Genomic DNA, 26,748 nt, shown 5'->3' on the forward strand with positions numbered 1-26,748 from the left:
TCACTTAACGGGTCGGGATCAGAACTCCGAGCCGTGGGGGACACCATGCACACCATCGATCTCAGCTGCGGGACCATCGACTACCTCGACACCGGCGGCGACGGACCCACTGTGGTCCTGCTGCACGGCCTGCTGATGGACCAGACCCTCTGGGGCGGCGTCGTCGCCGAGCTGGCCCGGGACCATCGCTGCATCGTGCCGGTGCTGCCGCTCGGCGCGCACCGGCACCCGGTGCCGGACGCCGACCTGTCGCTGGCCGGGCTGACCGGGCTGGTCCGGGAGTTCCTGGACCGGCTCCGGCTGCCCGGCGTGACGCTCGTCGGCAACGACACCGGCGGCGCCCTGGTGCAGCTCGTCGCTCAGGCGGGCAGCCCGTGGCTCGCCAGGATCGTGCTGGCCTCCTGCGAGGCGTTCGACAACTTCCCGCCCGGCGCGACCGGCAAGACGCTGATGCTGACCGGGAAGCTGCCGCCGGTGCTGTTCGGCCTGTTCATGCAGCAGTTGCGGCTGCGGCCGTTCCGCCGGCTGCCGATCTCCTTCGGCTGGCTGACCCGGTACGGCGACGCCACCGTGGCCCGCTGGCTGGAGCCGCTGCTGACCCGGCCGGAGATCCGCGACGATGCCGTACGGCTGCTGCGCACGATCGCGCCCGAGGCCGCGCTGGTGGCGGAGGCCTCCGAGGCGCTGCGCGACTTCACCGGGCCGGCCCTGGTGGTCTGGGCCGCCGAGGACAAGGTGATGCCGCCCGCCCACGGCGCCCGGCTGGCCGAACTGCTGCCGCAGGGTCGCCTGGTCGAGGTGCCGGACAGCTACTCCCTGATCCCGCTCGACCAGCCGGCCGCACTGGCCGCCGCGATCCGTACCTTCGTCGCCGATCAGGCGCAGGAGAGGTGCAGCAGCTCCCAGACGTGACCGTCCGGGTCGGCGAAGCTGCGGCCGTACACCCCGTCCTCGTCGACCTTGTCCCGCCACGGCCGGCCGCCGCCGGTGACGGCCCGGACCGCGATCCGGTCCACCTCCTCGCGGCTGGCCGCCGACAGGCAGTTCAGCACCTGGGTGGTCCGCCGCGGGTCGGCCACCTCGCCGACGACGAACTCGGCGAACCGATCCCGGACCAGCAGCATCACGCAGATCCGCGGCGAGACCACGACACAGGCGCTGCGGTCGTCGCCGAACCGGGGATCGACGCCGAAGCCGAGTCCCGTGTAGAACGCGCGGGAGCGCGCCAGATCGGCCACGGGAAGGTTGATGAAGATCAACCGGTCGGTCGGCGCGCCCTCCGCAACGGATGTCATGTCAGGAACAGACTTCCGCTCGGCCCGGAATTCGTCGGTGCCAGCGGGTACGTTTTCGCCCATGAGATCACCTCACGACGTTCTTCTCCTCCGCTTCGCTCCCCCGAACAACGCCGCGGGGACCCCGAAAAGATGACGATTGCCTCCGAGACGTTCGACGAGACCTTCCGGGAACAGGTCGAACCACTGCGCCGGGAGATCATGGCGCACTGCTATCGGATGATGGGCTCGGTGCACGACGCCGAGGACCTGGTGCAGGAGGCCTACATCCGCGCCTGGCGGGCGTTCCGGGGTTTCGAGGGCCGCTCCTCGGTGCGCACCTGGATGTATCAGATCGCCACCAACGTCTGCCTGACCGCGCTGGAGAGCAAGAAGCGCCGGCCGCTGCCGACCGGGCTCGGCCAGCCCAATGCCGACCCCAACGCGGCCCTGGACCAGCGGGCCGAGGTGCCCTGGCTGGAGCCGATGCCGGACGACCTGGTCTGGGGTGGCGACGCCGCGGACCCGTCCGACGACGTGATCTCGCGGGACTCGGTCCGGCTGGCCTTCGTCGCCGCGCTGCAGCACCTCAATCCGCAGCAGCGGGCGGTGCTGATCCTGCGCGATGTGCTGGCCTGGCAGGCGAGCGAGGTCGCCGAGCAGCTCGAGCTGACCACGGCCGGCGTCAACTCGACGCTGCAGCGGGCCCGCGCCAACATGGCCAAGCTGGACCCGGAGGCGGCGCCCGAACTGCCCGACGACGAACGGCGCCGGGCGCTGCTCAAGGACTACGTCGCGGCCTTCGAGAACTACGACGTGGCCAAGATCGTTTCGCTGCTCAGCCAGGACGCCGTCTGGGAGATGCCGCCGTTCCTCGGTTGGTACCAGGGCGCCGCCGACATCGGGACCTTGATCAAGAACTACTGCCCGGCGGACGGTCCCGAGTCGCAGCGGCTGCTGCCGACCTGGGCCAACGGCCAGCCGGCCTTCGGTCTCTACATGCGCGACGACGAGGGCGTCCACCGGCCGTTCCAGTTGCACCAGCTGACGATCACCGAGGAGGGTGTCAGCCACGTCGTCTGCTACTTCGACACCGCCCTGTTCGCGACCTTCGGTCTGCCCGAGGTGTGGACGCCGGAGTCGGCGGCGGCCTCCTGACCAGGGCTTGCGCGGAAACGGGTCTGGCACCATCATTTCCACGGTGTTGACCCCCACGACAATTCCTCGGTGATCACTGCTGGTCTCGGGGGAGACCACCGCGGCGTACGACTGCCGCGCCGGACCCTCTGGGCCGGAACCATCGGCGCCGCCCTGCTGGCTGCGGCCGGCTGCGCCGCCAAGCCTGCCGAACCGCGCCTGCTGACCATGGCCGAGGCGGAACGCTTCGCCGTGGTCCGGTTCAACAACTACGACCGGCGCTATGTCCCGTTCACCATGCAGCTCACGGTGCGCGGGCAGCGGTTCTTCCTCACCGGCCGGGTCGATTTCCGTGATCATCTCGGCTACGCCAACTTCCTCACCGACGGCAAGCCGCCGCGGAACTTCCTGCTGCAGTGGACGTTGCGGCAGAAGGCGGCCCTGCAGGTGACCGGGAGTGCGCTGCCGTACCGGCCGCCGAGCGGTCCGTGGCAGGTTCAGGCGGTGGACCCGGAGCGGTCCGGGCTGGACGTCGCGCTGGCGCTGCTGCTCAACCTGGCCGACGACCGGCCGGAGAACCCGCTGCTGCTGCGCCAGAACGGTGCCCAGTGGGTCGGCGAGGACCACCTCGACGGGGTCCGGGTCGACCGCTTCACCGGCCCTGGCAGCGACAACCGGCCGAGTGACCGGCTGACGTACCTGGTGGACGATCTGGGCCGGCTGCACCGACTGATCGCCAAGGTCGCCGCCGACCCGGACCCGGTCGTGATCAACCTGTCGCCCGAACCGGCGACCAAGATCGACATGATCTCGCAGCTGACGGACTGAACAGCAGGGGGTGTCGGCGCGGCGGCCGGCGGCGATAGTCTGTGCCCGCTCGGTGGCCGCCGCCCGCAGGTTCGACGGCGCGCCGGCCGACTCGGGGGTCAGTCGAGAATCCCGGGTCGAGCGGAGTTCCCAAGGTGTCCCAGCGTGACGAGCAGACGGCGGAGGCCGAGGCTCACCTGCGGTCCTCGCTGCCCGGGATCGTCATGATCACCGGGCCCCGCGGCGTCGGCCGGACCACGTTCCTGGAGGCCCTGCACGGCCGGCTCGCCGACGACTTCGACGTCGTCCTGGTGCCGGCCCGGCCCGGCCGGGAGCCCTACCAGTCCGCCCGGGCGATGGTCGGTGCACTCGGCCCGGATCCGGTCCTGAACCCGCTCCGGGACGCGCTGGTCGCAGCCGGCCCGCAGCGGCCCGGGCGGTCCGGGCTGTCGCCGAACGGGTTCGACCGGCCGGCCGGACGCACGCCGTTGTTGATCATGGACGACCTGCAGATCCTCGACCCGGCCTCCCGGTCGCTGGTCCGGCGGTCGCTGGACCGGGCCTGCGCCGCCGGCTGGCGGGTGCTCGCCGCCGAGGCCGAGTCCCTGCTGCCCGCGACCGCCTCGGCTCCGGATCCGGTCGACGAGGTACGACCGGCGAGGACCATCCGGCTGGACCCGTGGACGCCGGCCGAGGCGCGGACGGCGCTGCGCCGCCGGACCGGGGTCGACCTGCCGCGCCGCCAGGTCGACTGGCTGCACCGGCTCAGCGGCGGCCTGCCCGGCCTGCTGTTCGGGTTCGCCGCCGAACTGGACCGGGCCGCGCTGCAGGGTGTCGCGCCGCCGCCGGCCGTCCCGCTCGGTCGGGATCCGTATCTGGCCGAGGTGCTCGGCCCCGGCCTGTACGGGCTCGGGCCGCGGCACCGCCGGTCGCTGGCCCTCTTCGCCCACCACGAGGCGGTGCCGCTGGAGTTCCGGTTCGACCGGCCCGACTGGCCGGAGCCGGCCGAGCTCGCGGACGCCGGGCTGGTCACGCTCACCGATGCCGGCTGGACGCCGACCCTGCCGGCGGTCGCCGTGCTGGCCTGGCAACTGCTGCGGTACGGGGAGCGGGCCGAACTCTGCCGGGTCGCGCACGCGGGCTGGCTCGCGATCGACCCGGGGGAGGCGCTCTACTACGGCTGCCAGCTGACCGACCCCGCGGCCGCCGACCCGCAGGCGGTGCTGGACCAGGTCCGGGCCCTGGCCGCGCTGGGGCGGTACGAGGCCGCGTACCGCCTGGGGTCGACCTGGTGGGCGTCCGGCCACGGCGGCGACGGGGGCGAGGCCATGGTCGTGCTTGCCGAACTGGCCGTCCAGCTCGGCTATCCGGACATCGCGGCGCCGCTGATCGAACGGCGGCACGGCATCGCCGACCATGCGCTGCGGAGTTCGCTCGCGGCGGTCGGGGTCGAGGCGGTCGTGGTCCGGGACCGGTCCTGGGACGGGCTGCTGGCCGACCTCCGGCCCGCCCACGGCAGCGAACCGGACGATCCGGAGAACCGGCTGCGGACAATCCGGGCCGCCCACTCGCTGGCCGTTCGCGGGGCCACCGACGAGGCGCGGTCGATCCTGCACGGGATGGACCCGGCCGGGCTGCCGGAACCGTACCGGCTGCTGTTGGAGGTCACCCGGACCCGGCTGGCGGTGCTGGCCGACGACGAACCGGCCGCGGGGCGGCTGCACGCCCTGCTGTCGCAGTGGGTCGAGCTCGGCGCGCCCGGGCCGTGGTCGTTCTCGGCGACCGGGGTGACCGATCTGCTCGCGCTCGGCGACCCGCGGACCGCCCGGGCGCTGGCCGATCTTGCCCTGGCCGACCCGGCGCGGCAGTCCCCGATCAGCCGGAACGCCCACGCGGTCGCCCTGATCTGCGTCGAACTGGCCGAGGGTGCCTATCTGCGGGCCGCCGAGCGGTTGTCCGAGCTGCGGACCGAGATCAGCTCGGACCGGCCATGGGTCACCGTGTCCGCGTTGGACCAGGTGATCGGTGCCGCCCTCGGGCTGGAGGCCTCGCCCGGGCTCCCGGTCCATCCGCGACTGCTCCGGACCACCGCCGCCGAGTCGTCCGGCTACGACGCCGACATCGGTCTGGCCACACTGATCCGGGGCCGGCCGGCCGCGGCGGCGGTGCGGCTGGCGGCGGCGCTGCGGCACGGCCGGCTGCTCCGGCAGGGACCGGCGTCGGTGCTGGCCGATCTGGTCGAGGCCCAGGTCGGGGCCGGTGACCTGGGCGCGGCACGGCGATCCCTGGTCCAGTTCCGGTCCCGGCTGTACGACGCCGGGACGGACACCGGACGGGCCGTGCTGGCCCGGGCCGATGCCCTGGTCGCCGAGGGGCCGGTCGCGGACGCGCGGTTCCGGGAGGCGTTGGAGGCATGCGGCGAGGACGTACCGGAGCTCGAGTTGGCCCGGACGATGATCGCGTACGGCAGCCGGCTGGCCCGGACCGGACGGGCGGAGGAGGCCGACCTGGTCCACGACCAGGCCGCGGAACTGCTCCGGGCCGGCTCGTTCACCGGCTGGCTCGACCACCTCGGCCGGCTGCGCGGCCAGGCCGCCCCGAGTCACTGGTCGCAGACGCTGTCCCGGACCCAGCGTACGCTGATCACCCTGATCGCCGACGGCGGCACCTACGGTGAGCTCGCCGAGCGGCTGTTCGTGTCCCGGCGGACGGCCGCCCGGCGGGTGAACGAGCTGTACCAGGACCTCGGCGTCGCCGGCCGGTCCGAGCTGGTGGCCCTGGTCCGCTCCGATCCGCCGGACTGGCTGGCCGGCTGATCCCGCCCGGGCGCCAGGAGTGCCAGGAGTGCCGTTTTCCCGCCCCGGCCCTGGCACCGCGTGGCGCGGCTGCGCTTGGCTGGCACTCGGTTGGGCACGCCGGCGACTGGGGCGCCGGAGGACTTCCCTCTCCCGGCCGCGCGGTGCGAACGGTCCGGAAGGCTCGTGGCTCGGGGGAGAAGGGATGTCCCTGTTCGATGGCGCCTCGACTGATCACGGGAGCTCTCGTCGTCCGCAGTCCCGAGTTGTCGACGATCGAGGACTTCCTCGGATCCCGGCGCCGCGGCCTGCTGATCACCGGCGACCGCGGGATGGGCAAGTCCCGGCTGCTGCGTTCGGCGCTGGCCGACTCCGAGCGGGACGCGTTGCTGATCCGTGGCGCGGGCCGCGAGGGCGCAGCCTTCGGCTCGCTGGCCGGGCGGCAGCTGTTCGGTTCCGGCGAGCTGCTGCACCGGCTTGATCAACTTCTGGACGAGGTCGCCGCTGGCACCGCCGACGAGTTGCCGGCCGTCCTCCGCCGTCTGGAGGAGCTGTCCCGCGACCACGACGCGGCCGGGATCGTGATCGCCGTCGACGACCTGGAGGCGCTGGACGAGGCGTCGTACCGCCTGCTCGGCGAGGGGCTGCGCCGGGGCCAGTGGCGCTATCTGATCACCTGCGACGGTCGGCCGGGTGAACCGCTGGACGCCCTGGACTCGTTGACGATCAAGGCGCTCAGCGACGACGAGGCGCGCGAACTGCTGCTCGACCACGCCGACGGCGACGTCGCCTGGGAGGCGGTACGGACGCTGAACCGCCTCGCCCGGGGCAACCCCGGCCTGGTCCTCGACCTGGCGGATCAGGTTCCGCCGGAGGCGCTGGCCGGGCGGTTGCCGCTGCCACACCCGCTGCCGGCCGGTGCCGGCTGCGCCCGGATCCTCGGCGGTCGCTCCGCCGGTCTCGGTGACCGGGAACTGGCCGCGCTGGCGGGCTTCGCCTTCCATGATCAACTGCCGCGGACCATGATCGAGGCGACCTTCGGTGCCGGGACCGTCGACGCCCTGCTCCGGCGCGACGTGATCATGATCGACGAGGACCAGGCCCGGCCGCATCCGGTGACCGCGCTGCTGGCCTGGTCCAGGCTGTCGTCCGGCCAGCGGCGACGGCTGCACGCCGACCTCTGCTTCGCCTACGCCGACAGCGATCCCGGCTGGGCCGCGTACCACCGCAGGCTGGCCGGCGGCGCGGCCGAGGCCCGCCCGGACCGGTTGGTCAGCCCGTTGCTGGCCGACGGCCGGATCGCGGACGCGCACCGGATCGTCGAGGCGGTCGCCGCCGAGCCGGCCGAGCCCGTCGTCGAACTGTGCCGGGCGGAACTGGACCTTGCCCTGGGATACGTCGAGCGGGCACTCGCCGCGGTCCGCCGCGGGCTGGCTCGGCAGCCCGAGCCGGCCCAGGACCTGGCGCTGCGCCTGGTCGGGCTGATCGCGGCCCAGTTCGCCGCCGTCGACTGCGCCGACCTCGCCCCGGATACCTCGCGATGGCACGAGCTCGACGCCGAGACCCGGTCCGGGCTGGCGCCGCTGCTGATCCATCAGCTGCTGCGGGTCGACCTCACCGAGAGCGCCACGGAGGCGATCGACGCGCTGGCGGCGTCGGCTCGGACCGCCGACGACCGGACGACGGTCGACGCCATCCGCATCGACGGGGAACTGGACCGCGAGGCGCCGCCGCCGGTGGCCGTCCGCGCCGCCCTGCACCGGCTCGCCGACGCCGTCCGGTCCGTGCCCGGACTGGGCCCGATCTGCCTGGCCACGGAGCTGATGGCCGTCGGCGACCTGGCCGTCTGCCGGCGCCTGATCGACGCCGCCCGCGCGCACCTGGCCCAGGCCCAGCCGCTGACCAGGGTCAGCCTGGACCTGCTGCTGGCCCGGCTGGAGCTGACCGACGGCCGTTACGCGAGGGCGCTGCCGCTGCTGGTCGAGGTGGACCGTCGGCAGCCGACGCTGCGCTGCATCGGGGCTCTGGGCAGCCGGATCCGGGCCGAGGCCGGCCTGGGCATCCTGACCGAGGATCCGCAGGCGCTGCTGGCCCGGACCCAGCTCGCCCCCGAGCGGATCCGGGCCACCGTCGAGGCCGATCTCGGCCACGCCCTGCTGGTGGCCGGCCGGTGGACCGAGGCGGCGTACAGCCTCCAGTCGGCGCTGACCCGGAGCCGGATGATCGACCATGGCGGTACGGCGGCGCTGGCCGACCTGGTCGAGGCGTACCGGCTCGCCGGGCTGCCCGACCTCGCCGCCCGGGCCGCCGACGAGCACCGGGACCGGGTGCTCGACGCCGGTACCGACCAGACGTTGCCGATCATGGTCCGGATCGATGCCCTGCTGGCGGACCGGGCCGACGCCGAGCGGCTGTTCGCTGTGGCGCTCGGCTCCACCGGGCTGCGTCCCCGTGATCTTGATCGGGCCCGTACCTTGATCTGCTTCGGTCGTTGGCTGCTGGCCGCCGGCCGCGGCGAAGAGGGCCGGACCGTGCTCGGCCAGGCCACGTACGTGATGCGCTCGCTCGGCCTGGACGGCTGGGTCGACCACATCGAGCGGATCTCCCGGACCGCTCCGGTGCGCCGGCCGGCCAGCCTCGATGATCAACTCCTGGAGATCACCGACGATGATCGGGAACTGGTCGGCTACCTGGTCTCCGGCCACACCTATGACCAGATCGCGGCGCGGATGTACCTGTCCCGGCGGACCGTCGCGACCAGGCTGAAGTCCGTCTACCGCCGCCTCGGTGTGGCGAATCGGGCCGAGCTCGTCGGCCTGGTCTCGGTCAGTGACCCGGAGCGGGCCCGCTCCGCCTCTTGATCTTGGGCACCCTTCTTCGCCTGCTCCTGAAGTTGATCATGACCCTGTTGGCAAGTCGCCACGCCGACGCGCGCGCAGGTTCGGCATTCCTGCACTGCGGTGCACCGGCTGCACCGCAGTGCAGTTCATGATCACCGAGTGCAGTCCTGGCGCGTAGCTCTGGTTGCCCGGGAACCGCGTGCGCTTGGGTGAATCTGCGGCCTCGGCAGCTGCCGTTCCGTTGCCGCGCACTCGGGGTTTTCCATTCGTACAACGAAGAGGGGACCACATGTTGGGCAGATCTCCGACGCGACCTCGGTCGAGTTCGGGCTCCCGGGCCAGGCAGGGGAAGGCCGTGGCCGCGAAGTTCCTGGTCGGGTTGACGAGCCTCGCGCTCGGCGCCGGGATGTGGCTGACCGGCGCCGCGACGGCGTCCGCCGCCGAAGGGTCGGTGTCCGGGACCGTGTTCCGGGACTACAACCTCAACGGCGTGATCGACACCGACGCCTCGGCCGAGAACCCGGCGGTCGACGTCGGGGTGGCCGGCGTCGCGGTGACCGCGTACGACGCCGCGGGTGACGAGGTCGGTACGGCCACCACGGCCGCGGACGGCACGTACACGCTGGACTACGACACCGGCGACGACAGCACCGACGTACGGCTGGAGTTCGCCGTGCCGTCCGGGTTCAGCTCGACCCAGTCCGGGGTCGACGGCTCGACCTCCGGGACCTCGGTGCAGTTCGTCTCCGCCGGCGACACCGCTGATCTTGGCATCCACGCACCGGGCGACTACTCGACCGGCGGCAACGCGTTGATCATCACGCCGGTGCAGCGTGGTGCGATCCAGACCGCGGGCGACGCGAACCCGGGTCAGCCCACCGATCCGGGCGCGCCCGCCCTGGTCTCGACACCGCAGACGACGCAGGGGTCCGAGGACCCGCCGCTGACCACCGAGGCGACCCAGGCACAGATCGGTACCACCTTCGGCACGGCCAGCCTGCCCAACGGGACCGACGTGAACGGCTACGTGTTCACCTCGGCGCTGGTCAAGCGGCACGCGAAGCTGGGCCCGGGCGGCGCCGGCGCGATCTACCTGACCAACATCGACGGCGACGCCAACGGCGAGGTCTTCGCGACCATCCCGAACGCCGGCGACCCGCGGCCGAGCAACGACGACGCGGGCTACGACTGGTTCCACGACCCGGAGGTGACCGGCGACGCCGTCTTCACCACCGGACTCGGCGGCCTGGTCGCGGCGGGCGACGGCTCGGCGCTCTACGTCACCAACCTCAACGACGGTCAGCTCTACCGGGTGCCGATCACCTCGCCGCTCGGTGCCGCGCCGGAGGCGGGCGATCCGGAGGCGATCGGTTCGCTGACCGATCTGCCGGGCGCCGAGCAGGGCTGCGCGGCCGATGCGACGCGGCCGTTCGGGCTCGGCATCGACGGCGGCACCCTGTTCGCCGGCGTGACCTGCACCGGCCCGGACACCGATGCGCTCCGGTCCTACGTCTACACCTACGACCTGGCGGCCGAGGAGTTCTCCGAGGCTCCGGTGCTGGAGTCCTCGCTGGACTTCTCGCGCGGTTGTGCGCAGGCGACCGACGACCCGCCGTGCAACACGACCGAGGACATGCCGTCGATCGCCGACGGGGGCAACGCCCAGTCCTCCGCGTGGAACCCGTGGGTGGACGACCCGACGCAGGAGAGCTCGGCCAACCGGACCGTCTACCCGCAGGGCGTGCTGTCCGACGTCACGGTGGACCGGACCGGCGCGCTGAGCCTCGGCTTCCGCGACCGTACCGGCGACCAGGTCGGCTGGGCGGCCGGCCGCGCCGACACCGAGGACACCCGCGGCTACAGCACCCATGTCGCCGGTGATCTGCTGCGCGCCTGCGGCAACGCCACCGACGGCTGGACGCTGGAGTCGAACGGCTCCTGCGGCGGCCAGGCCGGTGCGGCCGCGGGCTCGAACCGCGGCCCGGACGGCGGCGAGTTCTACGACGGCGTGTTCGACAACGGCACGTACCGCCACGACAACACCTGGCTGGGCGGCTCCGGGATGGTGCCGGGCTTCACGTCCCTCCGCTCGACCGTCTACGACCCGACCACGACCGTCTTCTCCGGCGGCCTGAAGCGGTCCAGCATCGCCGACGGCTCGTTCAGCGCCGGCCTGAAGATCTACGAACGGTTGGGCGACGGCTCCACGCCGTCGGCCGACGACGTCGGCACGCTCGGCAAGGGCAACGGTCTGGGCGATCTGACCACGCTGGCCGAGCAGGGCCCGGTGGAGATCGGCAACCGGGTCTGGATCGACGACAACAGCGACGGCATCCAGGATCCGGGCGAGGCTCCGGTCGAGGGTGTCGCGGTCGAGGTCGACTGTGAGGGCGGGGCGACCGGCTCCACCACCACGGACGCCGACGGCGAGTACTACTTCAACGACGACAATGTCGACGGTGGGCTGCCGTCGTCGACCGAGTGCACGCTGAGGTTCGAAACCTCCGGTACGACCGCCGAGGGTTACCAGCTGACTGCGGCGAATCAGGGCGACGTCGACGTACGGGATTCCGACGGTGAAGGGATGGACGAGCAGGCGACGATCGCGGCGACCACTCCGGCCGCCGGTGCCGATCACAGCTACGACGTCGGGTACGTACCGGCTGATCAACCCGAGGAGGTCTGCTCGCTCGGCGACTTCGTCTGGCAGGACAGCAACAGCAACGGGGTCCAGGACGACGGCGAGCCCGGCGTTGCGGATGTCACGGTGACCTTGATCGATCCGGAGACCGGTGAGCCGGTCGAGGGCATCGATCCGGTGACCACAGGTGAGAACGGCAACTACACGTTCCCGGAGATCCCGTGCGGCGAGTACATCGTGCGCTTCTCCGACATCCCGGAGGGCACCTCCTTCACGCCGCCGAACGAGGGCGACGACGACGCGACCGACTCCGACCCGACACCGACCCCGGAGGATCCCACGGTGGGTGAGACCGAACCGGTGACCGTCGGTGAGGATCCGGACGACCCGTCCGACAACGACGATCCGACGATCGACGCCGGCATCGTCGAGGAGCCGCCGACCGAGGTCTGCACGCTGGGCGACTTCGTCTGGAACGACCAGGACGGCGACGGCGTCCAGGACGAGGGCGAGCCGGGTGTCGAGGGTGTGACGGTGACCTTGATCGATCCGGAGACCGGTGAGCCGGTCGAGGGCATCGATCCGGTGACCACGGACGAGAACGGCAACTACACGTTCCCGTCGATCCCGTGCGGCGAGTACATCGTCGAGTTCTCCGGCATCCCGAACGGCTCGGAGTTCACGCCGCCGAACGAGGGTGACGACACGACCGATTCCGACCCGACGCCGGACCCGGAGGACCCGACCACCGGCCGGACCGATCCGGTGACGGTCGGTGAGGATCCGGACGATCCGTCCGACAACGAGGACCCGACGGTCGACGCCGGCATCATCCTGCCGGACCAGACCTGCGCGGTCGGCGACTACGTCTGGCTGGACGACAACCAGAACGGGCTGCAGGACGAGGGCGAGGAGCCGGTCGCGAACGTGACCGTCGAACTGCTCGACGCCGAGGGCACCGTGGTCGATTCCACGACGACCGATGATCAAGGTGCCTACGCCTTCGATCTGCAGGCGTGCGGCGACTACACCGTACGGTTCTCCGATACGCCGGAGGGCTACACCTTCACCGAGCAGGAGACCGGCGACGATCGGGCGACCGACTCGAACCCGGACGCCGAGGGCGTGACGCCGACCTTCACCCTGGGTGAGGGCGAGCCGAACAACGCGCCGTCGACCGAGGACGACGACTACCAGGCCGACTTCGTCAACCCGACGATCGACGCCGGGCTGGTCAAGCCCGAGGCCTGCTCGCTGGGCGACTACGTCTGGCAGGACAAGGACAAGGACGGCGTCCAGGACGAGGGCGAGCCGGGCGTGCCGGGCGTCACGGTGATCTTGATCGATCCGGAGACCGGCGAGCCGGTCGAGGGCATCGATCCGGTCAAGACCGACGACGACGGCAAGTACCTGTTCGGGTCGATCCCGTGCGGCGAGTACGTCGTCGAGTTCTCCGACATCCCGGAGGGCACCGAGTTCACGAAGCCGAACTCGGGTGACGACGCCGAGGACTCCGACCCGACCCCGACGGACGACCCGACGGTCGGCCGGACGGAACCGGTGACGGTCGGCGGCGACGAGCCGAGCGAGAACCTGACGGTCGATGCCGGCGTCGTGACGCCGGAGAAGACCTGCACGGTGGGTGACCGGGTCTGGCTGGACACCGACGGTGACGGCATCCAGGACGACGGCGAGCCCGGCGTCGAGGGTGTCACGGTGACCTTGATCGATCCGGAGACCGGCAAGCCGGTCGAGGGCGTGGAGATGGTCAAGACCGGCAAGGACGGGAGCTACACGCTCACGTACGAGTGCGGCGAGTACCAGGTCCAGTTCTCCGATCTTCCGGATGATCATGAGGTGACCAAGCCGAACGCCGGGGACGACGACTCGGTGGACTCCGATCCGATTGCGTCGACGGCCGATCCGACGGTCGTGATCACCGACCCGATCCGGCCGCTGCCGGACGGCGACCCGAACGTCGATCTCGGCCTGGTGCCGCCGACGACCTGCACCATCGGCGACTACGTCTGGTACGACGACGACGCCGACGGCCTGCAGGACGAGGGCGAGGACCCGGTGCCGGGGGTCACGGTCGAGTTGATCAACTCCGACGGTGACGTGGTCGCGACCACCGAGACCGACGGCGACGGCCGGTACCTGTTCAAGGGAGTCGAGTGCGGCACCTACCAGGTGAAGTTCTCCGAACTGCCAGACGGGTACGTGATCACCAAGCCGACGGCCGGTGACCGGTGCGAGGACTCGAACCCGGATCCCGCGACGGGCCTGACCGGTGAGGTCACGCTCAGCAAGGACGATCCGAAGGACCTGTGCCTCGACGCCGGTCTCTACAGCCCCTCCGGCGAACTGCCGGAGACGGGTTCGAGCGCGCTGCTCGGCTGGGGCCTGGGTGGCGGGATCACCCTGGCCGTGATCGGTGCCGCGCTGTTGATCACTCGGCGCCGGAAGTCACTGTCGAGCTGATCATGAAGGGTGAGTTCCGGGGCCGGGCAGTCGGCCCGGCCCCGGAACCCACCGAAACCCGCTAGCCGTTCCGCCTGCGACGACCGCCCAACTCGTCGCAGGCGGAACTTCTTGCTTCAGCCTGCGCGGCGGGGCAGTGCTTCCCGGATCCGGCTCAGCACCCAGTCCGGATCCTCGGTCAGGTGCTCCCAGGTGAAGTGCAGGACGATCCAGCCGGCGGCGGCGAGATCGGTCCATTTGCGCCGATCACGATGGAACTGCAGCCGCCGCTCGGCCCGATGGAACTCATAGCCGTCGACCTCGATGGCCAGCTTGACGTCGTCGAACACGACATCGAGGACGTGCTGGGTCTGGCCCACGAAGACGGGGCGATTGCCGCGCCACCGGAAGATCCGGCCCTTGCGGAGCAGCCGGTGCAGTTCCCGTTCGGCGGCCGACCACGGCCGATGGCGCGAGTCGTCCAGCCAGCGCCTCCGCGTCGTGTTGCCGTGCCGGCCGGGCAGGCTGATCAGGACGGCGGAAAGATCACCGAACGAGACGAGCCCCGTCCGCAGGACCAGGTCGATCGCGGCCCCCTCGTCGGTGAGCGCGAGGTCGAGCGCGGTCAGCTCGGGCGCCGTGACCCGGATCCCGCGCACGGTCCGGACCAGGTGCCGCGGAATGGCTTCTCGTACGACCTCGAACCCGTCCGGAACGGCCCGCTGCCGCAGCAGCGATGCCGTGACGATCGGGACCGCGATCTCCGGCCAGAACGTGAGCCGGGCCGCAGCCCACCGGGTCAGCACCGCGTTGTCGTCGCAGGCAGCGAGCGCCCGGATCCGGGTGTCCAGGTGGTCCCGTGAGGCGGCGGGCGCCAGCACCCCAGGCAGGACAGCGATCAGTTCGCTCGTCTCGACCAGGCGGTAGAGCGCCCGGCGGAGCCGCGGATGCCGGCGCGCAGCGATGATGCCACCGCCCTCGGCCAGCATCGCTTCGATCGGAACCCCTGCCACAGGTCGAGGCTGCGGCATGAGCCCCTGCGTGCGCGAACTAAGGGCCTCGTTGTCCACAGGACCTGCTCAAATCTCACGCAACTGGCCGTCTCGAGGCCGAAATCGGGCCCCAACTCGTCAGTTGCGTGAGATTTGAGCAGCTCAGGCGCGCGGCCGGATGCCGGCCAGGACGATGGCGATCTGGGCTTCGACGTCGACGCCGCCGGGGACCTGCTCGTCGACCATCCCGATGCCGCTGAGCAGCTGGGACACCATCCGGAAGCCGATCTCGGGGCGGACCAGGCCGGCCTCCTTGGCCCGGTCGAGTACGCCCTCGCCCGCCTCGCCGAGCACCGTCTTGCACGAGAACAGGACCGACCTGTCGTCGTCGTCCGCGTCGGCCAGCAGGCGGGCGTGCAGGCCGCGGAAGAACGACTTGTGCCGGTAGTGGTTGCGGGCCCACTCGATCAGCGCCTGTTCCGGGTCGTCCTCGGCCAGCCGGACCAGCCGCTCGCCGTCGGCCCGGACGTCCTCCTGCCAGTCCTCGAGGACGGCGCGATACAGGTGGTCCCGGGTCGGGAAATGCCGGTACAACGTGCCGGGGCCGACGCCGGCCCGCTTGGCGATGTCGTCCAGGGACGCTTCGGCGCCCCGCTCGCCGAACGCCTCGCGGGCCACCGCGACCAGGGCGTCGTAGTTGCGCTGCGCGTCGGCGCGCAGCTTGCGCGGCTTGTCCGCGGCAACCTGATTCGTCACTTCACGCACCCTCTTGCAAACCGGAGACTCTCTCCGTAATATAACCGGAGGCAGTCTCCGGAACTAGCCGTACGAGCCCGCTCCGAAATCGGAGCCCGTCTCCAGATCAGTGTAGTCCTCTTTCAGCGGTCGCCGCCGACCGCGGTTCAGCCATCCCGAACGGGCAAGGAACTCATGTCTTCTGTCTCAACGTCGGCCCCGCCGACACCACTCGGCTCGGCCGCGGGCGCCGCGGTCGGGTCCGGCCGGTCGCGGCCCGGCCTCACCCTCGCCGTCATCCTCACCGTCCAGCTGATGCTGGTGCTGGACGCCACCATCGTCAACGTGGCCCTGCCGATCATCCACACCACGTTCGGCTTCACCGCGGCCGACCTGTCCTGGGTCCTGAACGCGTACACGCTGGCGTTCGGCGGCCTGCTGCTGCTCGGCGGCCGGCTCGGCGACGTGCTCGGCTACCGCCGGACCTTCGTCGCCGGCCTGGTGATCTTCATCGCCGGGTCGATCCTCGGCGGCGCCGCGTTGTCCGGTGCCTGGCTGATCGGCGCCCGGGCCGTGCAGGGGATCGGTGCCGCGGTCGCGGCGCCGGCCGCGCTGGCCCTGCTCACCCGGTCCCAGCCGGAGGGCCCGGCGCGCAACCGGGCGCTCGGGCTGTTCACCGCGGTCAGCTCCGGCGGCGGCTCGGTCGGGCTGCTGCTCGGCGGGCTGCTCACCTCCTGGGCGTCCTGGCGCTGGTCGTTCCTGATCAACGTCCCGATCGGCGTCGCGGCGCTCGTGCTCGGGCTGCGGCTGCTGCCGAACACGGACCGTCGGCGCGAGCCGTTCGACGTGCCGGGTGCCCTGGCTGCCAGCGTCGGCATGATCGCCCTGGTGGCCGGCTTCGTCTGGCTGCCCGAGGAAGGCCTCTCGCTGCGGGTGATCACGGCGTTCGCGCTGGCCGTGCTCGGTCTCGCCTCGCTCGGCCTGATCGAGCGCCGGGCCAGCCATCCACTGTTCGCGTTCCGGCTGCTGAAGAACCCGCAGCGGGTCACCGCCTTGATCAGCTTCATGCTCATCGTCGGTCCGCAGATGGCGGCGTTCTTCTTCCTCGTGCAGTATCTGCAGGTTGCGCACGGCTACGGGGCGTTCGCGTCCGGCCTGGCCTTCCTGCCGCTCACCCTGGGCATCTTCGGGATGTCCCGGCTGACGCCGCGGCTGGTCAACCGCTTCGGCGCGGCCGCGGTCTCGATCGCGGGTGCGGTGCTGTTGATCATCGGACACCTGAGCTTCAGCCGACTGGATGCCCAGACCGACTACTGGACCGGGATCCTGCTGCCGATGATCTTGCTCGGCGTCGGTGGTGGACTGTCCTTCATGCCCTTCTCGGCCAGGATCCTCGCCGGGGTGCCGGCCGGTGACTCCGGGGCCGCGGCCGGGCTGATGCAGACCGCGCAGCAGGCCGGCGGGGTGGCGCTCGGGCTGGCCGGCCTGATCGCGATCTCCGGGATCAGTTCCGGGTCCGGCGCTGCCGTACCGGTGCCGGAGTTGATCACCGGCATGGACCGGGCCTTCACGGCCGGCGCGATCTTCGTCGGACTGAGTGTGGTGATCACGATCGTCTCGATGATCATGACCCGTCCGGTACGGACGCCGGTCGAACCCGAGGTCGAGGTCGTCGCCGAGCCTTGATCACCCAGCGCCGGGTCAGCGCCGGGAACGGATGCTGTCCCGGCGCACGATCGAGTACGGCACCGTGACGCTCTGGATCGGGCGCGCGGTGTCGTCGATCCGTGCCGAGAGCAGCTCCAGGGCGATCCGGGCCAGCCGGCGCTTGTCGAAGTCGATCGTGGTCAGCGGCGGGTGCGCGAAGCGCGCCTCCCACACGTTGTCGTAGCCGGCGATCGAGACGTCGTCCGGCACCCGCAGCCCGGCCGCGGTCAGCGCACTGATCGCGCCGAGCGCCATCGAGTCGGTCATGCAGTAGATCGCGTCCGGCGGCTCGTGCTCGGCCAGGAACGCGGTCATCGCGCGGTGGCCGCCGCCGCCGTCCCAGATCAGGCAGGGGATCTCCAGCTCGGGCCGGATCGGCAGCCCGGCCGCGGCGTGCGCCTCGCGGAACCCCTGCAACCGCTGCCGGGCGCTCTCCGCCGTGGTGGCGCCGAGGGTGGCGATCCGCCGGTGCCCCTCGTTGATCAACAGCGCGACGATGTCCCGGCTGGCGCCGACGTTGTCGATCCAGACATGGTCGGCGATCGGCTGGTGCACCTCACCGATCAGTACGACCGGCGGCAGCACGATGCCGCGCTGCACCGCCGAGGTCTCCAGCCGGACCGGGTTGAGGATCAGCCCGTCCACCAGGTGCGCCTTCGCCCGCGACAGCAACTGGATCTCCCGGTCCGCCTTGCCGTACGTCTCCTCGAGCTGGACCCCGAGCCCGTCCTCGCCGGCCAGGGTGATGAAGTGGTGTGCCATCTCGGCCGAGTAGGCCGACGCAAGATCGGGCAGCGCGACCGCGATCAGGTCGCTGCGGCCGTTCCGCAGCCCGCGGGCGGAGAGATTCGGTACGTAGTCGAGCTCGACCAGCGCCCGGTCGACCCGGAGCCGGGTCTCCTCGCTGACCGGCGCGGTCCGGTTGATCACGTTGGAGACGGTCTTGGCCGAGACGCCCGCCCGTAAGGCGACGTCACGCAATGTCGGACGCGGCCGGGAGCTACTGGCGCCTCCCTGCCCGTTCGTCCCGGGCCCCTTCCGCATGGACGGAGTCTAAGCCTGGGTCCGGTGGGACGCCTCGCTAGTAGGCTGGCCGGGTGAGCGAACTCCCCATCTCGTCTCCGTACCGGAGCAAGCCGGCCGAACCGGTCTCCGACGACGAACGGGACCGACTGAGCCGCCGGCTCAACGCGGCGTTCACCGACGGCGCGCTGAGCCAGGAGGAGTACCAGTCCCGGCTGGACCGGCTGTTCGCCGCCCAGAAGCTGGGCGAACTGGTCCCGGTCGTCGAGGGGCTCCCGCCGCTGCAGACGTACGACAGCCCGGCGATCGTCGACACCGGCGCCGGCCGGCCGGGCGAGCTGACCGAGGCGCGGTCGGGCAACCGGGTCGCCGTGATCGCGGTCGGCGCGGTGATCGGTGTCGTGGCCCTGATCGCGATCCTGCTGGTGCTGATCATCGCCGTCTGAGCTGTGTCCGAGGACACAGACCGGACTTTGGTTGCCCTAATTTCTGAGAGTTAGACTCCATCCGTGCCTCGCCAGAAAGTCACCCAGCAGAAGATCGCTGAACACGTTCAGCGATTGGGCGAGCTCTACCCTCCGATCTCCCTCGATTCGGTCGACCGGACCGTGAAGCGGCCCGATCTCGTGACGTCCAAGTACGGCCACGTGATCGACTACCTGGCCCGGGTCGAGCTCGAGGTCGACCGCAACGTCCTGGAGCTGCTGGTGCTGCTGCCGGACGTCGACGACACCAACCGGACCTTCTACGCGGACGTCTGGCAACCCCAGGAGATCCAGCACGGCCTGATTCTGGACCGGCTGCAGCAGGACCTCGGCCGGAAGCCGGCCGAGCCGCACCTGGACGTCTCGTTCAAGATCAAGATCCTCGGTGCGCTGGCCAACCTGAAGCCGATCCAGGAAGTGGCGAAGCTGCTCTACTTCCTGACCGGGGCGAGCACCGAGCGGCAGGCCGTGCTGGCGTACAACCAGATCAACTCGGGGATGCGGGAGCTCGGCGAGGACGCGATCGCCGAAACGATCATCACGCCGATCAAGCAGCAGGAGCCCGGCCACTTCGCCTTCTACCGGATGTCGGCCGAGAAAATGGTGCAGAACAACGAGTTGAAGCCCTGGCAGATGTTCCTGACCCGGGTGCTCCGCGAGAAGTCGTACAACCTGGTCGGCACCAACGCCATGGACCGCTACAAGGCGGACATGGGCGGCGTGGTCGTCGACCTCGGCCTGGACGATGATCTTGCCGGGTACGCCCGCGAGGTCGGCCGGGTCGAGCAGCGGTTGCTCTGGGCGCACCGGCAGGGGATGGAGTTCCCGCCGTACATCCTGAAGGCCCTCAAGGAGAGCGTCGAGCTCTACCTCGAGCGCGGCGGACTGACCGCTCCCGCGCCCGCCTGAACCGCCGCGATCACCACGCTGCCCAGCACGACCGCCGCCAGCGCCGCATAGGCGCCGCCGAGTCCCAGCCACGCCGCCAGCGGCCCGACCACGAGTTCACCGGCCGGGATCCCGCCGACCGAGGCCACGGTGAGGTACGAGGACGCACGGCCCAACCGGTCCTCCGGCACTCCGCGCTGGACCGCCAGGCCACGGAATGTGCTGGACAGGCTCAACAGCACGCCGGCCACGAACATGGCGATCCCGGCCGCGAGCAGCAGACCGGTTCCGCTGATCGGACCGGCCGCGCCGGCGCCGAGCACGAGCAACGGCAGAGCCAGTCCCGCAGGCCAGCTGATCGCGAGCCGGAGCGGGACTCGATCCTTGATCAACACCGCCAGGCCGGTGCCCGCCAGACCGCCGATCAGCTGGACTGTGCCCAGGAGTCCGTAAGCGGTGCGGCCGAAGGTCCGATCGGCGACAAGCGGCGCGAGCACTTGGAGTCCGCCGGCGAATCCGGCCATCGTGACGAAGTTGATCATGGTGCAGGCGAGCAGCCAGCGCGTCCGGACCATGTAACCGAAGCCGTCCCGGAGGTCACCCAACAGCGACGGCCGCTCGGATCTCGGCGCGATCAGGCCAGGGAGGCCGAGGTAGCAGGTCCCGGCCACCACGAAGGTGAGGGCGTCGATCGCCAAGCCCAGGGCGGGCCCGGCGGTCGCGACGATGACGCCACCAGCCGAGGTGCCGGCCAGCAGCGCGACCTGCATACCGAGCTGACTGACCGCGTTCGCGTCCCGTAGTTGGTCGTCGGCGACGAGTTGCTTGGTCAGCACGGCCCCGGCCGGGCCGGCCAGGGCCGCGGCAGCCCCGTTGATCACGCCGAGCAGCATCAGCGCCGGCATCGGGGCGGAGCCGACGGCGACCAGCGCGGCGGTGCCGCCCTGACTGGCTGCGGCGACGAAGGCCGAGCCGACCAGGATCCGGTTCCGGGCAGCCCGATCGGCCAACGCACCCCCGATCAGGACCAGTGCGGCATGGGTGATCGACCGGGCTCCGACGACCAGCCCGAGCGTGGCAGCCGAACCGCCGAGATCGAGGACGGCGAACGCGAGGGCGATCGGTGCGATCGCATTGCCGAGCCAGGAGACTGTGCGCCCGGTCCAGAGCATTCCGAACCCGCGATTCCGCAGCAGCAACGTCCAGCGTGAGTTCACCGGACGAGCCTCGGCGCCCGACCGGCGGGTGAGCTACAGATTCGTCCAGGAGCGTAAGGTCGGGCCATGCTTCGACTGCGGCTCGGGCCTGCCGATCTGACCGGTGCGAGGTTCGCGATCGCGCCGTTGTTCGAGCTGAGCTCGCTGATCCGCAAGCTCGCCGCGGGACGTCGCAGCGGGCTGCCGCGGGGGTGGGCCGAGCGGCTGCTGCCTGCGTTCCGCGCGCTCCGACGCGACACCGACCTCGACGCGATCCTGGCCCTGCAGACGGCCGGCGGCGGTCCGTCGGCGCTCGCGCCGGCACCGCAGCGTGGACTTGATCAAGCCGTCGGAGATGATCTTGCGGCGATCCGGGCCATGGATCCTGATCAGGTCCGGCAGGAGACGCACCGCATCGCCGGCCGGCCGCTCCCGCCGGCCACCGAACGCCTGTTGGCCGACGACGAGCTCACCGGCCGGATCGCCACGACGCTCGAACTCGCCTGGGACCGGCTGCTGGCGGACGACTGGCCGGCTCTGCGCGCGGTCTGCGAGCGCGACGTCTTCCATCGGGCGGACCAGATCACCCGGGCCGGCTGGCGATCGGCGACCCGGGACCTGCATCCCGGACTGAGCTGGGTCGAGGACGGCGCCGAACTCGCCGCCTTCACTGCCGACCAGTTCGTGGACGGGACCGGCGACGGCGTGCTGCTGGTCCCCTCGGTGTTCGTCTGGCCCAGCGCGGCGGCCCACATCGGGCCGGGTTGGCCGAAGACGATCATCTATCCGGCGCGCGGCATCCGGGTGCTCTGGTCGGAGCCCGCCGAGACCGTACCGGGATCACTAGGCCGGCTGATCGGCCGCAGCCGTGCAACCATTCTGTCGGCCCTCGCCGAACCGTCGTCGACCAGCCAGCTCGCCCGCACCCTCGGTCTGGCCACCGGCGCCGTCGGTGATCATCTGGCCACGCTGCGCGACGCCGCGTTGGTCGACCGGACCAGGGTCGGCCGCAGTGTGCACTACCGGCGTACCCCGATCGGCGATGCGCTGGTCGAGAGCGCCGAACCCTGAGCGGCGGAACGTCCGCGCGGTGGTCGTCGACGTGAGCTTCCGCCGTTCGACAGGCCGCATCAGCAGCCTCACCTACACCACTCCACCAGTGTTCCCGTCGCTTTACCAGGTTTACTTCTCTGGTAAAGCGACGGTTTTTCACGGGACGTGAAAAACTGCGCGGGCCCGATCAGAGCAGGGCTTCGTAGCCGATCTTGACCAGGTGGGCGCGGGAGTCGGCCAGGCAGTCGAAGATGTCGCGACCGTACTGTTGATCTTGTTCGATCAGCAGGTGCGCGGCGCCGGCCGCCTTGGCGGCCTCGATGATGCCGGGGAAGTCGAGGTTGCCGGAGCCGACCTCGGCGAACTGGACGATGTTGTTCGCGTACTCGGTCCAGGCCTCGCGGTTGCCGGAGGCGAGACCCTCGATCGCCTCGGCGGGCGGCAGCCCGATCCGGTAGTCCTTGAGGTGGATCAGGTCGGCCACGCCGGAGTAGTTGTTGATCACCCGCACCGGATCCATGCCGCCGCGGTGCACCCAGTGCACGTCGATCTCGAACAGCAGCCGGGGTGCCTCGGCGCGGATCAGGTCGAGCACGTGCCGCTCGCCGACCCGGGCGAATTCGTAATGGTGGTTGTGATAGCTGAGTCGGATGCCCTCGTCGGCCAGCCGGCCGGCGTACTCGTCCATCGTGTGGGCGGCCTCGACCAGCGTCTGCTCGGAGGCGAACGCGGTCAGCGGCATCATGCCGATCCGCACCCGCTCCGTACCCAACGCCTTGCAGTCGGCGACGATCTTGTCGAACGACTCCACCAGCGAGTCGTTGCCGCCGCCACCGGTCGGCCCGATGCCGCCGGAGATCGCGGCGACACCCATGCCGAACTCGCCGTTGGCGCGGACGATCTCGTCCCGGGTCTCCGGGGTGAGCGCGATCTGGGAGACCTCGACCGAGGAGAAACCGGAGTCGGCCAGCCGCTTCCAGATCTGGTACGCACCCTGGTCGGCCACGTGCTGTTTGAGCATCATCGCTTGGACGCCGATCTTCACCATGATCCGAACCTAAACGGGCTGGCAAAGAGTTGGGAAGCGGTTGCCAGGATTTTGCCGCGCGCCAGGGTGTCGATTCGGGGGACAGTCGTTCGTCCGTGGGGTGATAGTGACTGCACCGAGAGAGAGGGAGACATGCCCAGCTACATCCTGCTGCTGTACGGAGACCCGACCGGCTGGGAGGACAAGGACCAGTCCGAGATCGAGGCGGCGATGGCCCTGCACGGCCAGTTCACCGAGCAGATCCTGGCCTCCGGGGCGAAGATCATCTCCAGTGAGGCGCTGGAGCTCGGGAGCACGGCGACGACGGTCCGGAACCGTGACGGCGGCGAGCAACTCGTCACCGACGGGCCGTTCGCCGAGACCAAGGAGGAACTCGGCGGCTACTACCTGATCGAGGCACGGGACCTCGATCATGCGCTGAGCCTGGCCAAGCAGTGCCCGGAGCCGAACGTCGAGGTACGCCCGGTGATGCCGACTGAGTGATCGGTCCGAAGCGGTCGGCGCGGCCGTCGCGGAGGCGCACCGGTCCGGCTGGTCGACCGTCGTCGCGGCGGTCGCCCGGTCGGCGGCCGGTGATCTCGGCCTGGCCGAACAGGCTGCCGCGGACGCGTACCTGCGCGCGCTGGAGACCTGGCCGGCGGACGGGGTGCCCGAGCAGCCGGTCCGCTGGCTGGTCGCCACCGCGCGGCGGAAGCTGATCGACACCATTCGCCGGGACCAGAATCTGCGGCGCAAGTTGCCCCTGCTGGCGGTCGGCACCGATCGCTCGGTACGGGAGCCGGCCGGACTGCTCGACTACGACGACCGGCTGCGGCTGATCTTCACCTGCTGCCACCCGGCCCTGGCGATGCCGGCCCGGGTGGCCCTCACCCTGCGGATGGTCGGCGGGCTGACCACGGCCGAGATCGCGAACGCGTTCCTGGTCCCGGAGCCGACGATGGCGGCCCGGCTGACCCGGGCCAAGAAGAAGATCACCGCCGCGTCGATCGCCTACCGGGTGCCGGCCGACGACGAGCTGCCGGAACGCCTGACCGGCGTGCTCGCGGTGCTCTATCTGATCTTCAACGAGGGCTACGCGCCGACCGGCGGGGCGGCCGCGGTCCGGCCGGAACTCATCGAACCCGCGATCGACCTGGGCCGGGTGCTCGTCACCCTGCTGCCGGACGAGGCCGAGGTCGCCGGCCTGCTGGCCCTGATGCTGCTCACCGACGCCCGCCGCGACGCCCGGCTCGACGACCAGGGCCGGATCGTCCTGCTGCCGGACCAGGACCGGCGGCGCTGGGACCGGACCAAGATCACCGAAGGGCTCGGGCTGCTGGACCGGATCGCCGCGCTGCCCGCCGCCCAGGATCCCGGGCGGTACGTGCTGCAGGCCGCGATCGCCGGTGCCCACGCCTCGGCCCCGTCGGCCGAGGAGACCGACTGGGCGGCGGTGCTGGCCGGCTACGACCGGTTGCACCGGCGCTGGCCCAGCCCGATCGTCGCGCTCAACCGCGCGGTCGCGCTGTCCCACACCGCCGGGCCTGCGGTGGCCCTGGAGCTGATCGAGGAACTCGCCGCAGAGCCGGAACTGTCCCGCTACCACTACCTCCCGGCCGCCCGCGCCGACCTGCTGCGCCGGCTGGGCCGGACCGACGAGGCCCGCGCCGCGTACGCCGACGCACTCCGCCTCGGCCCCAGCGACCCCGAACGAGCCTTCCTCGAGTCCCGCCTCTCCTCCCTCTGACATGCCGCTGCTGTCGCGGATGTCCCTCGCTGTGGCCGGAACCGGGCGAGATCGGGCCTCGGTGTCTACAGCGGGGGAGCTTCGCGACATCGCAGCCGGCGTCGCTCTGGCTGGCCGGGGCCTGACCGTGGTCGCTCGCTGACAACTCCGGCGCGGCGTGGCCCCTCGATGTCGCCATTTCTCCACGGGCGAGGTCCCAACCGCGACTGCCACGTGGAAACGCCTCGTCCATGGAGGAATTCCGACATGCCTCGGATGGTCGAGGACTCCGGCGATGACCGAGAGGCAGCCCGCCACGCACGGCGCTCGTCGATCCTGCCCGTCGGCACGCGCTATCGCTGGCCCGGACCCGTGATGCGGCGCCGCGCACACCGACGCACTGCGGCTACGGGCCGCGCGGCCCTTCCTCGAGTCCCGGCTTGCCGCGTTGCCGCCGGCCTGAGCCGGGTCAGTCCTGGGTGACCTCGGCCGAGGCGCGGACCACGGCGGCCAGGTCGCCGGTCCGTTCCAGATCGGCGCGCTGACGGTCCGCCCCGTTGCCCCCGGTCTGCACCCGGCGCACCTCGGCGTGCACCGTGTCGCGGTCGCCGTTGGCTGCCAGCGCGGCGTCCACGTGCTCGAGCAGCGTCTCGATCACCTGCGCCGCCGGTTGCGGCAGGCCGCCGACCGGATCGATCAGGTCGCCGGCGAGGCCGGACCGGCCGGCCCGCCAGGTGGCCAGCCGGAGCCGCTCGGGATCGATCGCCGGCGCCGGGTCGCCCGCCTGCCAGGCGCTGGCCGCGGTGTCGACCAGGGCCCGGACCAGGCCGGCGATCATCACCGTGTCGACGGTACGGGCACAGATGTCGGAGATCCGGATCTCGACGGTCGGATAGTGCCGGGACAGCCGCGCGTAGAAATAGATCATGTCGCCGTCGAGCGGGACGCCGGTGGCGACCAGGTCGTCGACGTAGGCGCGGTAGTCGGCGCCGGACTCGAAGGCTCGGGTCGGCCCGGTGGTCGGGAACCTCATCCCGGCCTGGGACCGGTAGCTGGCGTACCCGCTGTCGCGGCCGTCCCAGAACGGCGAATTGGCCGACAGTGCGAGCAGGGCGGGCAGCCACGGCTGGATCCGGTTGATCACGGCGGCGCCCTCGTCGTCGGAGTCGACGCCGACGTGCACGTGACAGCCGCAGGTCAGCTGCTCCAGCGTGGTCAGCCCGAACTGCGTGATCATCGCCTGGTAGCGCGCCTTGACCGTGGTTCGCGGGTCGACCGGCAGCGGTGAGGTGGCCAGCGCGACGGCCCGGGCACCGGACGAGCGGCCCAGCTCGTCGGCCCGCCGGCGCCAGTCCCGGACCTGGGTGCCGAGGTCGGTCAGCGACGTCGTCGGGGTGGTCTCGACCTCGATCTGCTGTTGCTGCAACTCGGCCTCGATCTCGCCGTCGGGGTGGTCGGCGGACCGCGAGGCGGCGCGGGCCAGGACGCTCCCGGCGACCGCGACGGGTGCCCCCGACCCCGGATCGACGAGCAGCAACTCCTCTTCGACGCCCACCGTACGCACGGACTCAGTCTGGCAGGCCGGCTCCGGCTGGGAGCATGATTTGGGTCCTCGCCCGAACTGGCGTAAAGTTTCGGGTCGGCCACCTTTGCCGGTGGTTCGTTGTTCCCTGTCAGGCGATCGTAAGAGAGTTTATGGCGAAGAAGGAAGGCGCGCTCGAGCTGGAAGGCACAGTGGTCGAGGCCCTGCCCAACGCGATGTTTCGCGTGGAGCTGTCCAATGGACACAAGGTGTTGGCCACGATCAGCGGCAAGATGCGGCAGAACTACATCCGCATCCTCCCCACCGACCGCGTCGTCGTCGAACTCTCCGCGTACGACCTGAACCGGGGCCGCATCGTCTACCGGCACAAGTAGTCACATCTTCCTGGGGTTCGCGCCCCGGGAAACCCCGCAAACCAT

The 26,748-nt window shown here is 71.1% G+C and carries 20 protein-coding genes; 13 read left to right on the top strand and 7 right to left on the bottom strand.

Annotation, left to right across the window (positions count from 1 at the left end; genetic code table 11):
• Positions 1-45 precede the first annotated feature (45 nt).
• A complete protein-coding gene (locus AC6CCG_RS14875) occupies positions 46-912 on the top strand; it encodes an alpha/beta fold hydrolase (RefSeq protein ID WP_496655324.1) in 867 nt (288 codons plus the stop codon).
• Here AC6CCG_RS14875 and AC6CCG_RS14880 read toward each other — a convergent pair.
• Positions 876-1,295 (bottom strand): VOC family protein, encoded by a 420-nt coding sequence (locus tag AC6CCG_RS14880; RefSeq protein ID WP_496655325.1) that lies wholly within the window; start codon positions 1,293-1,295, stop codon positions 876-878. The genes AC6CCG_RS14875 and AC6CCG_RS14880 overlap by 37 nt on opposite strands.
• Before the next feature lie 132 nt (positions 1,296-1,427).
• Here AC6CCG_RS14880 and AC6CCG_RS14885 point away from each other — a divergent pair, with 132 nt between their 5' ends.
• The 5 genes from AC6CCG_RS14885 (at position 1,428) to AC6CCG_RS14905 (ending at position 13,975) form a co-directional block, all read left to right on the top strand.
• Complete coding sequence (locus tag AC6CCG_RS14885; protein ID WP_496655326.1) at positions 1,428-2,432, top strand: sigma-70 family RNA polymerase sigma factor; 1,005 nt, start codon at positions 1,428-1,430, stop codon at positions 2,430-2,432.
• A 69-nt stretch (positions 2,433-2,501) separates the two neighbouring features.
• Entirely contained in the window at positions 2,502-3,239 is a 738-nt protein-coding gene (locus tag AC6CCG_RS14890; RefSeq protein WP_496655327.1) for a hypothetical protein, read from the top strand.
• Positions 3,240-3,373: 134 nt separating this feature from the next.
• Positions 3,374-6,034, top strand: coding sequence for a hypothetical protein (locus tag AC6CCG_RS14895; protein WP_496655328.1), 2,661 nt, complete (start codon positions 3,374-3,376; stop codon positions 6,032-6,034).
• Between the two features lie 197 nt (positions 6,035-6,231).
• Positions 6,232-8,874: a helix-turn-helix transcriptional regulator gene (locus tag AC6CCG_RS14900; RefSeq protein ID WP_496655329.1), complete on the top strand. Its 2,643-nt coding sequence runs from the start codon at positions 6,232-6,234 to the stop codon at positions 8,872-8,874.
• A gap of 334 nt (positions 8,875-9,208) precedes the next feature.
• On the top strand, positions 9,209-13,975 hold the full coding sequence (locus AC6CCG_RS14905) for an SdrD B-like domain-containing protein (RefSeq protein WP_496655330.1): 4,767 nt from the start codon (positions 9,209-9,211) through the stop codon (positions 13,973-13,975).
• Between the two features lie 116 nt (positions 13,976-14,091).
• On the opposite strand, the gene AC6CCG_RS14910 is transcribed toward AC6CCG_RS14905, so the two are convergent.
• Positions 14,092-14,967, bottom strand: coding sequence for an endonuclease domain-containing protein (locus tag AC6CCG_RS14910; protein ID WP_496655331.1), 876 nt, complete (start codon positions 14,965-14,967; stop codon positions 14,092-14,094).
• A 141-nt stretch (positions 14,968-15,108) separates the two neighbouring features.
• Positions 15,109-15,702, bottom strand: coding sequence for a TetR/AcrR family transcriptional regulator (locus AC6CCG_RS14915; protein ID WP_496655332.1), 594 nt, complete (start codon positions 15,700-15,702; stop codon positions 15,109-15,111).
• Between the two features lie 174 nt (positions 15,703-15,876).
• Between AC6CCG_RS14915 and AC6CCG_RS14920 the strand changes: the two genes are divergently transcribed.
• Complete coding sequence (locus AC6CCG_RS14920) at positions 15,877-17,367, top strand: MFS transporter (protein WP_496655333.1); 1,491 nt, start codon at positions 15,877-15,879, stop codon at positions 17,365-17,367.
• Positions 17,368-17,382: 15 nt separating this feature from the next.
• Here AC6CCG_RS14920 and AC6CCG_RS14925 read toward each other — a convergent pair whose 3' ends face one another.
• Entirely contained in the window at positions 17,383-18,432 is a 1,050-nt protein-coding gene (locus AC6CCG_RS14925; RefSeq protein WP_496655334.1) for a LacI family DNA-binding transcriptional regulator, read from the bottom strand.
• A 53-nt stretch (positions 18,433-18,485) separates the two neighbouring features.
• On the opposite strand from AC6CCG_RS14925, the gene AC6CCG_RS14930 reads away from it, so the two are divergent.
• Both AC6CCG_RS14930 and AC6CCG_RS14935 read left to right on the top strand, forming a co-directional pair.
• Positions 18,486-18,857, top strand: coding sequence for a DUF1707 SHOCT-like domain-containing protein (locus AC6CCG_RS14930; protein ID WP_496655335.1), 372 nt, complete (start codon positions 18,486-18,488; stop codon positions 18,855-18,857).
• A 63-nt stretch (positions 18,858-18,920) separates the two neighbouring features.
• Entirely contained in the window at positions 18,921-19,805 is an 885-nt protein-coding gene (locus AC6CCG_RS14935; RefSeq protein ID WP_496655336.1) for a GTP-binding protein LepA, read from the top strand.
• On the opposite strand, the gene AC6CCG_RS14940 is transcribed toward AC6CCG_RS14935, so the two are convergent.
• The gene (locus tag AC6CCG_RS14940) at positions 19,763-21,001 is read right to left on the bottom strand and encodes an MFS transporter (RefSeq protein ID WP_496655337.1); all 1,239 of its coding nucleotides are present in this window, start codon (positions 20,999-21,001) and stop codon (positions 19,763-19,765) included. The two genes, AC6CCG_RS14935 and AC6CCG_RS14940, sit on opposite strands and share 43 nt — an antisense overlap.
• 66 nt (positions 21,002-21,067) lie before the next feature.
• On the opposite strand from AC6CCG_RS14940, the gene AC6CCG_RS14945 reads away from it, so the two are divergent.
• Positions 21,068-22,051: an ArsR/SmtB family transcription factor gene (locus AC6CCG_RS14945; protein WP_496655338.1), complete on the top strand. Its 984-nt coding sequence runs from the start codon at positions 21,068-21,070 to the stop codon at positions 22,049-22,051.
• 169 nt (positions 22,052-22,220) lie between these two features.
• Here the strand turns inward: AC6CCG_RS14945 and AC6CCG_RS14950 are convergent, their stop codons facing one another.
• Positions 22,221-23,081 carry a sugar phosphate isomerase/epimerase family protein gene (locus tag AC6CCG_RS14950; protein ID WP_496655339.1) on the bottom strand — a complete coding sequence of 287 codons (861 nt, stop codon included), beginning with the start codon at positions 23,079-23,081 and terminating at the stop codon, positions 22,221-22,223.
• Positions 23,082-23,213: 132 nt separating this feature from the next.
• Here AC6CCG_RS14950 and AC6CCG_RS14955 point away from each other — a divergent pair, with 132 nt between their 5' ends.
• Both AC6CCG_RS14955 and AC6CCG_RS14960 read left to right on the top strand, forming a co-directional pair.
• On the top strand, positions 23,214-23,564 hold the full coding sequence (locus tag AC6CCG_RS14955) for a YciI family protein (protein WP_496655340.1): 351 nt from the start codon (positions 23,214-23,216) through the stop codon (positions 23,562-23,564).
• A gap of 163 nt (positions 23,565-23,727) precedes the next feature.
• Positions 23,728-24,807 (top strand): RNA polymerase sigma factor, encoded by a 1,080-nt coding sequence (locus AC6CCG_RS14960; protein WP_496655341.1) that lies wholly within the window; start codon positions 23,728-23,730, stop codon positions 24,805-24,807.
• Between the two features lie 448 nt (positions 24,808-25,255).
• Here AC6CCG_RS14960 and AC6CCG_RS14965 read toward each other — a convergent pair whose 3' ends face one another.
• Positions 25,256-26,350 carry a carboxylate-amine ligase gene (locus AC6CCG_RS14965; protein WP_496655342.1) on the bottom strand — a complete coding sequence of 365 codons (1,095 nt, stop codon included), beginning with the start codon at positions 26,348-26,350 and terminating at the stop codon, positions 25,256-25,258.
• 131 nt (positions 26,351-26,481) lie between these two features.
• On the opposite strand from AC6CCG_RS14965, the gene infA reads away from it, so the two are divergent.
• Entirely contained in the window at positions 26,482-26,703 is a 222-nt protein-coding gene (infA, locus tag AC6CCG_RS14970; RefSeq protein WP_152361856.1) for a translation initiation factor IF-1, read from the top strand.
• The last annotated feature ends 45 nt before the right edge of the window (positions 26,704-26,748 follow it).

The organism is Microlunatus sp. YIM B11417, from assembly GCF_059617205.1.

What these genes read in the sequence shown, in the direction of transcription:
- AC6CCG_RS14920 (WP_496655333.1), top strand. Translation starts at nt 15,877, where the DNA reads ATGTCTTCTGTCTCAACGTCGGCCCCGCCGACACCACTCGGCTCGGCC.
- AC6CCG_RS14925 (WP_496655334.1), bottom strand. Translation starts at nt 18,432, where the DNA reads ATGCGGAAGGGGCCCGGGACGAACGGGCAGGGAGGCGCCAGTAGCTCC.
- AC6CCG_RS14900 (WP_496655329.1), top strand. Translation starts at nt 6,232, where the DNA reads ATGGCGCCTCGACTGATCACGGGAGCTCTCGTCGTCCGCAGTCCCGAG.
- AC6CCG_RS14875 (WP_496655324.1), top strand. Translation starts at nt 46, where the DNA reads ATGCACACCATCGATCTCAGCTGCGGGACCATCGACTACCTCGACACC.
- infA (WP_152361856.1), top strand. Translation starts at nt 26,482, where the DNA reads ATGGCGAAGAAGGAAGGCGCGCTCGAGCTGGAAGGCACAGTGGTCGAG.
- AC6CCG_RS14945 (WP_496655338.1), top strand. Translation starts at nt 21,068, where the DNA reads ATGCTTCGACTGCGGCTCGGGCCTGCCGATCTGACCGGTGCGAGGTTC.
- AC6CCG_RS14880 (WP_496655325.1), bottom strand. Translation starts at nt 1,295, where the DNA reads ATGACATCCGTTGCGGAGGGCGCGCCGACCGACCGGTTGATCTTCATC.
- AC6CCG_RS14885 (WP_496655326.1), top strand. Translation starts at nt 1,428, where the DNA reads ATGACGATTGCCTCCGAGACGTTCGACGAGACCTTCCGGGAACAGGTC.
- AC6CCG_RS14950 (WP_496655339.1), bottom strand. Translation starts at nt 23,081, where the DNA reads ATGGTGAAGATCGGCGTCCAAGCGATGATGCTCAAACAGCACGTGGCC.
- AC6CCG_RS14955 (WP_496655340.1), top strand. Translation starts at nt 23,214, where the DNA reads ATGCCCAGCTACATCCTGCTGCTGTACGGAGACCCGACCGGCTGGGAG.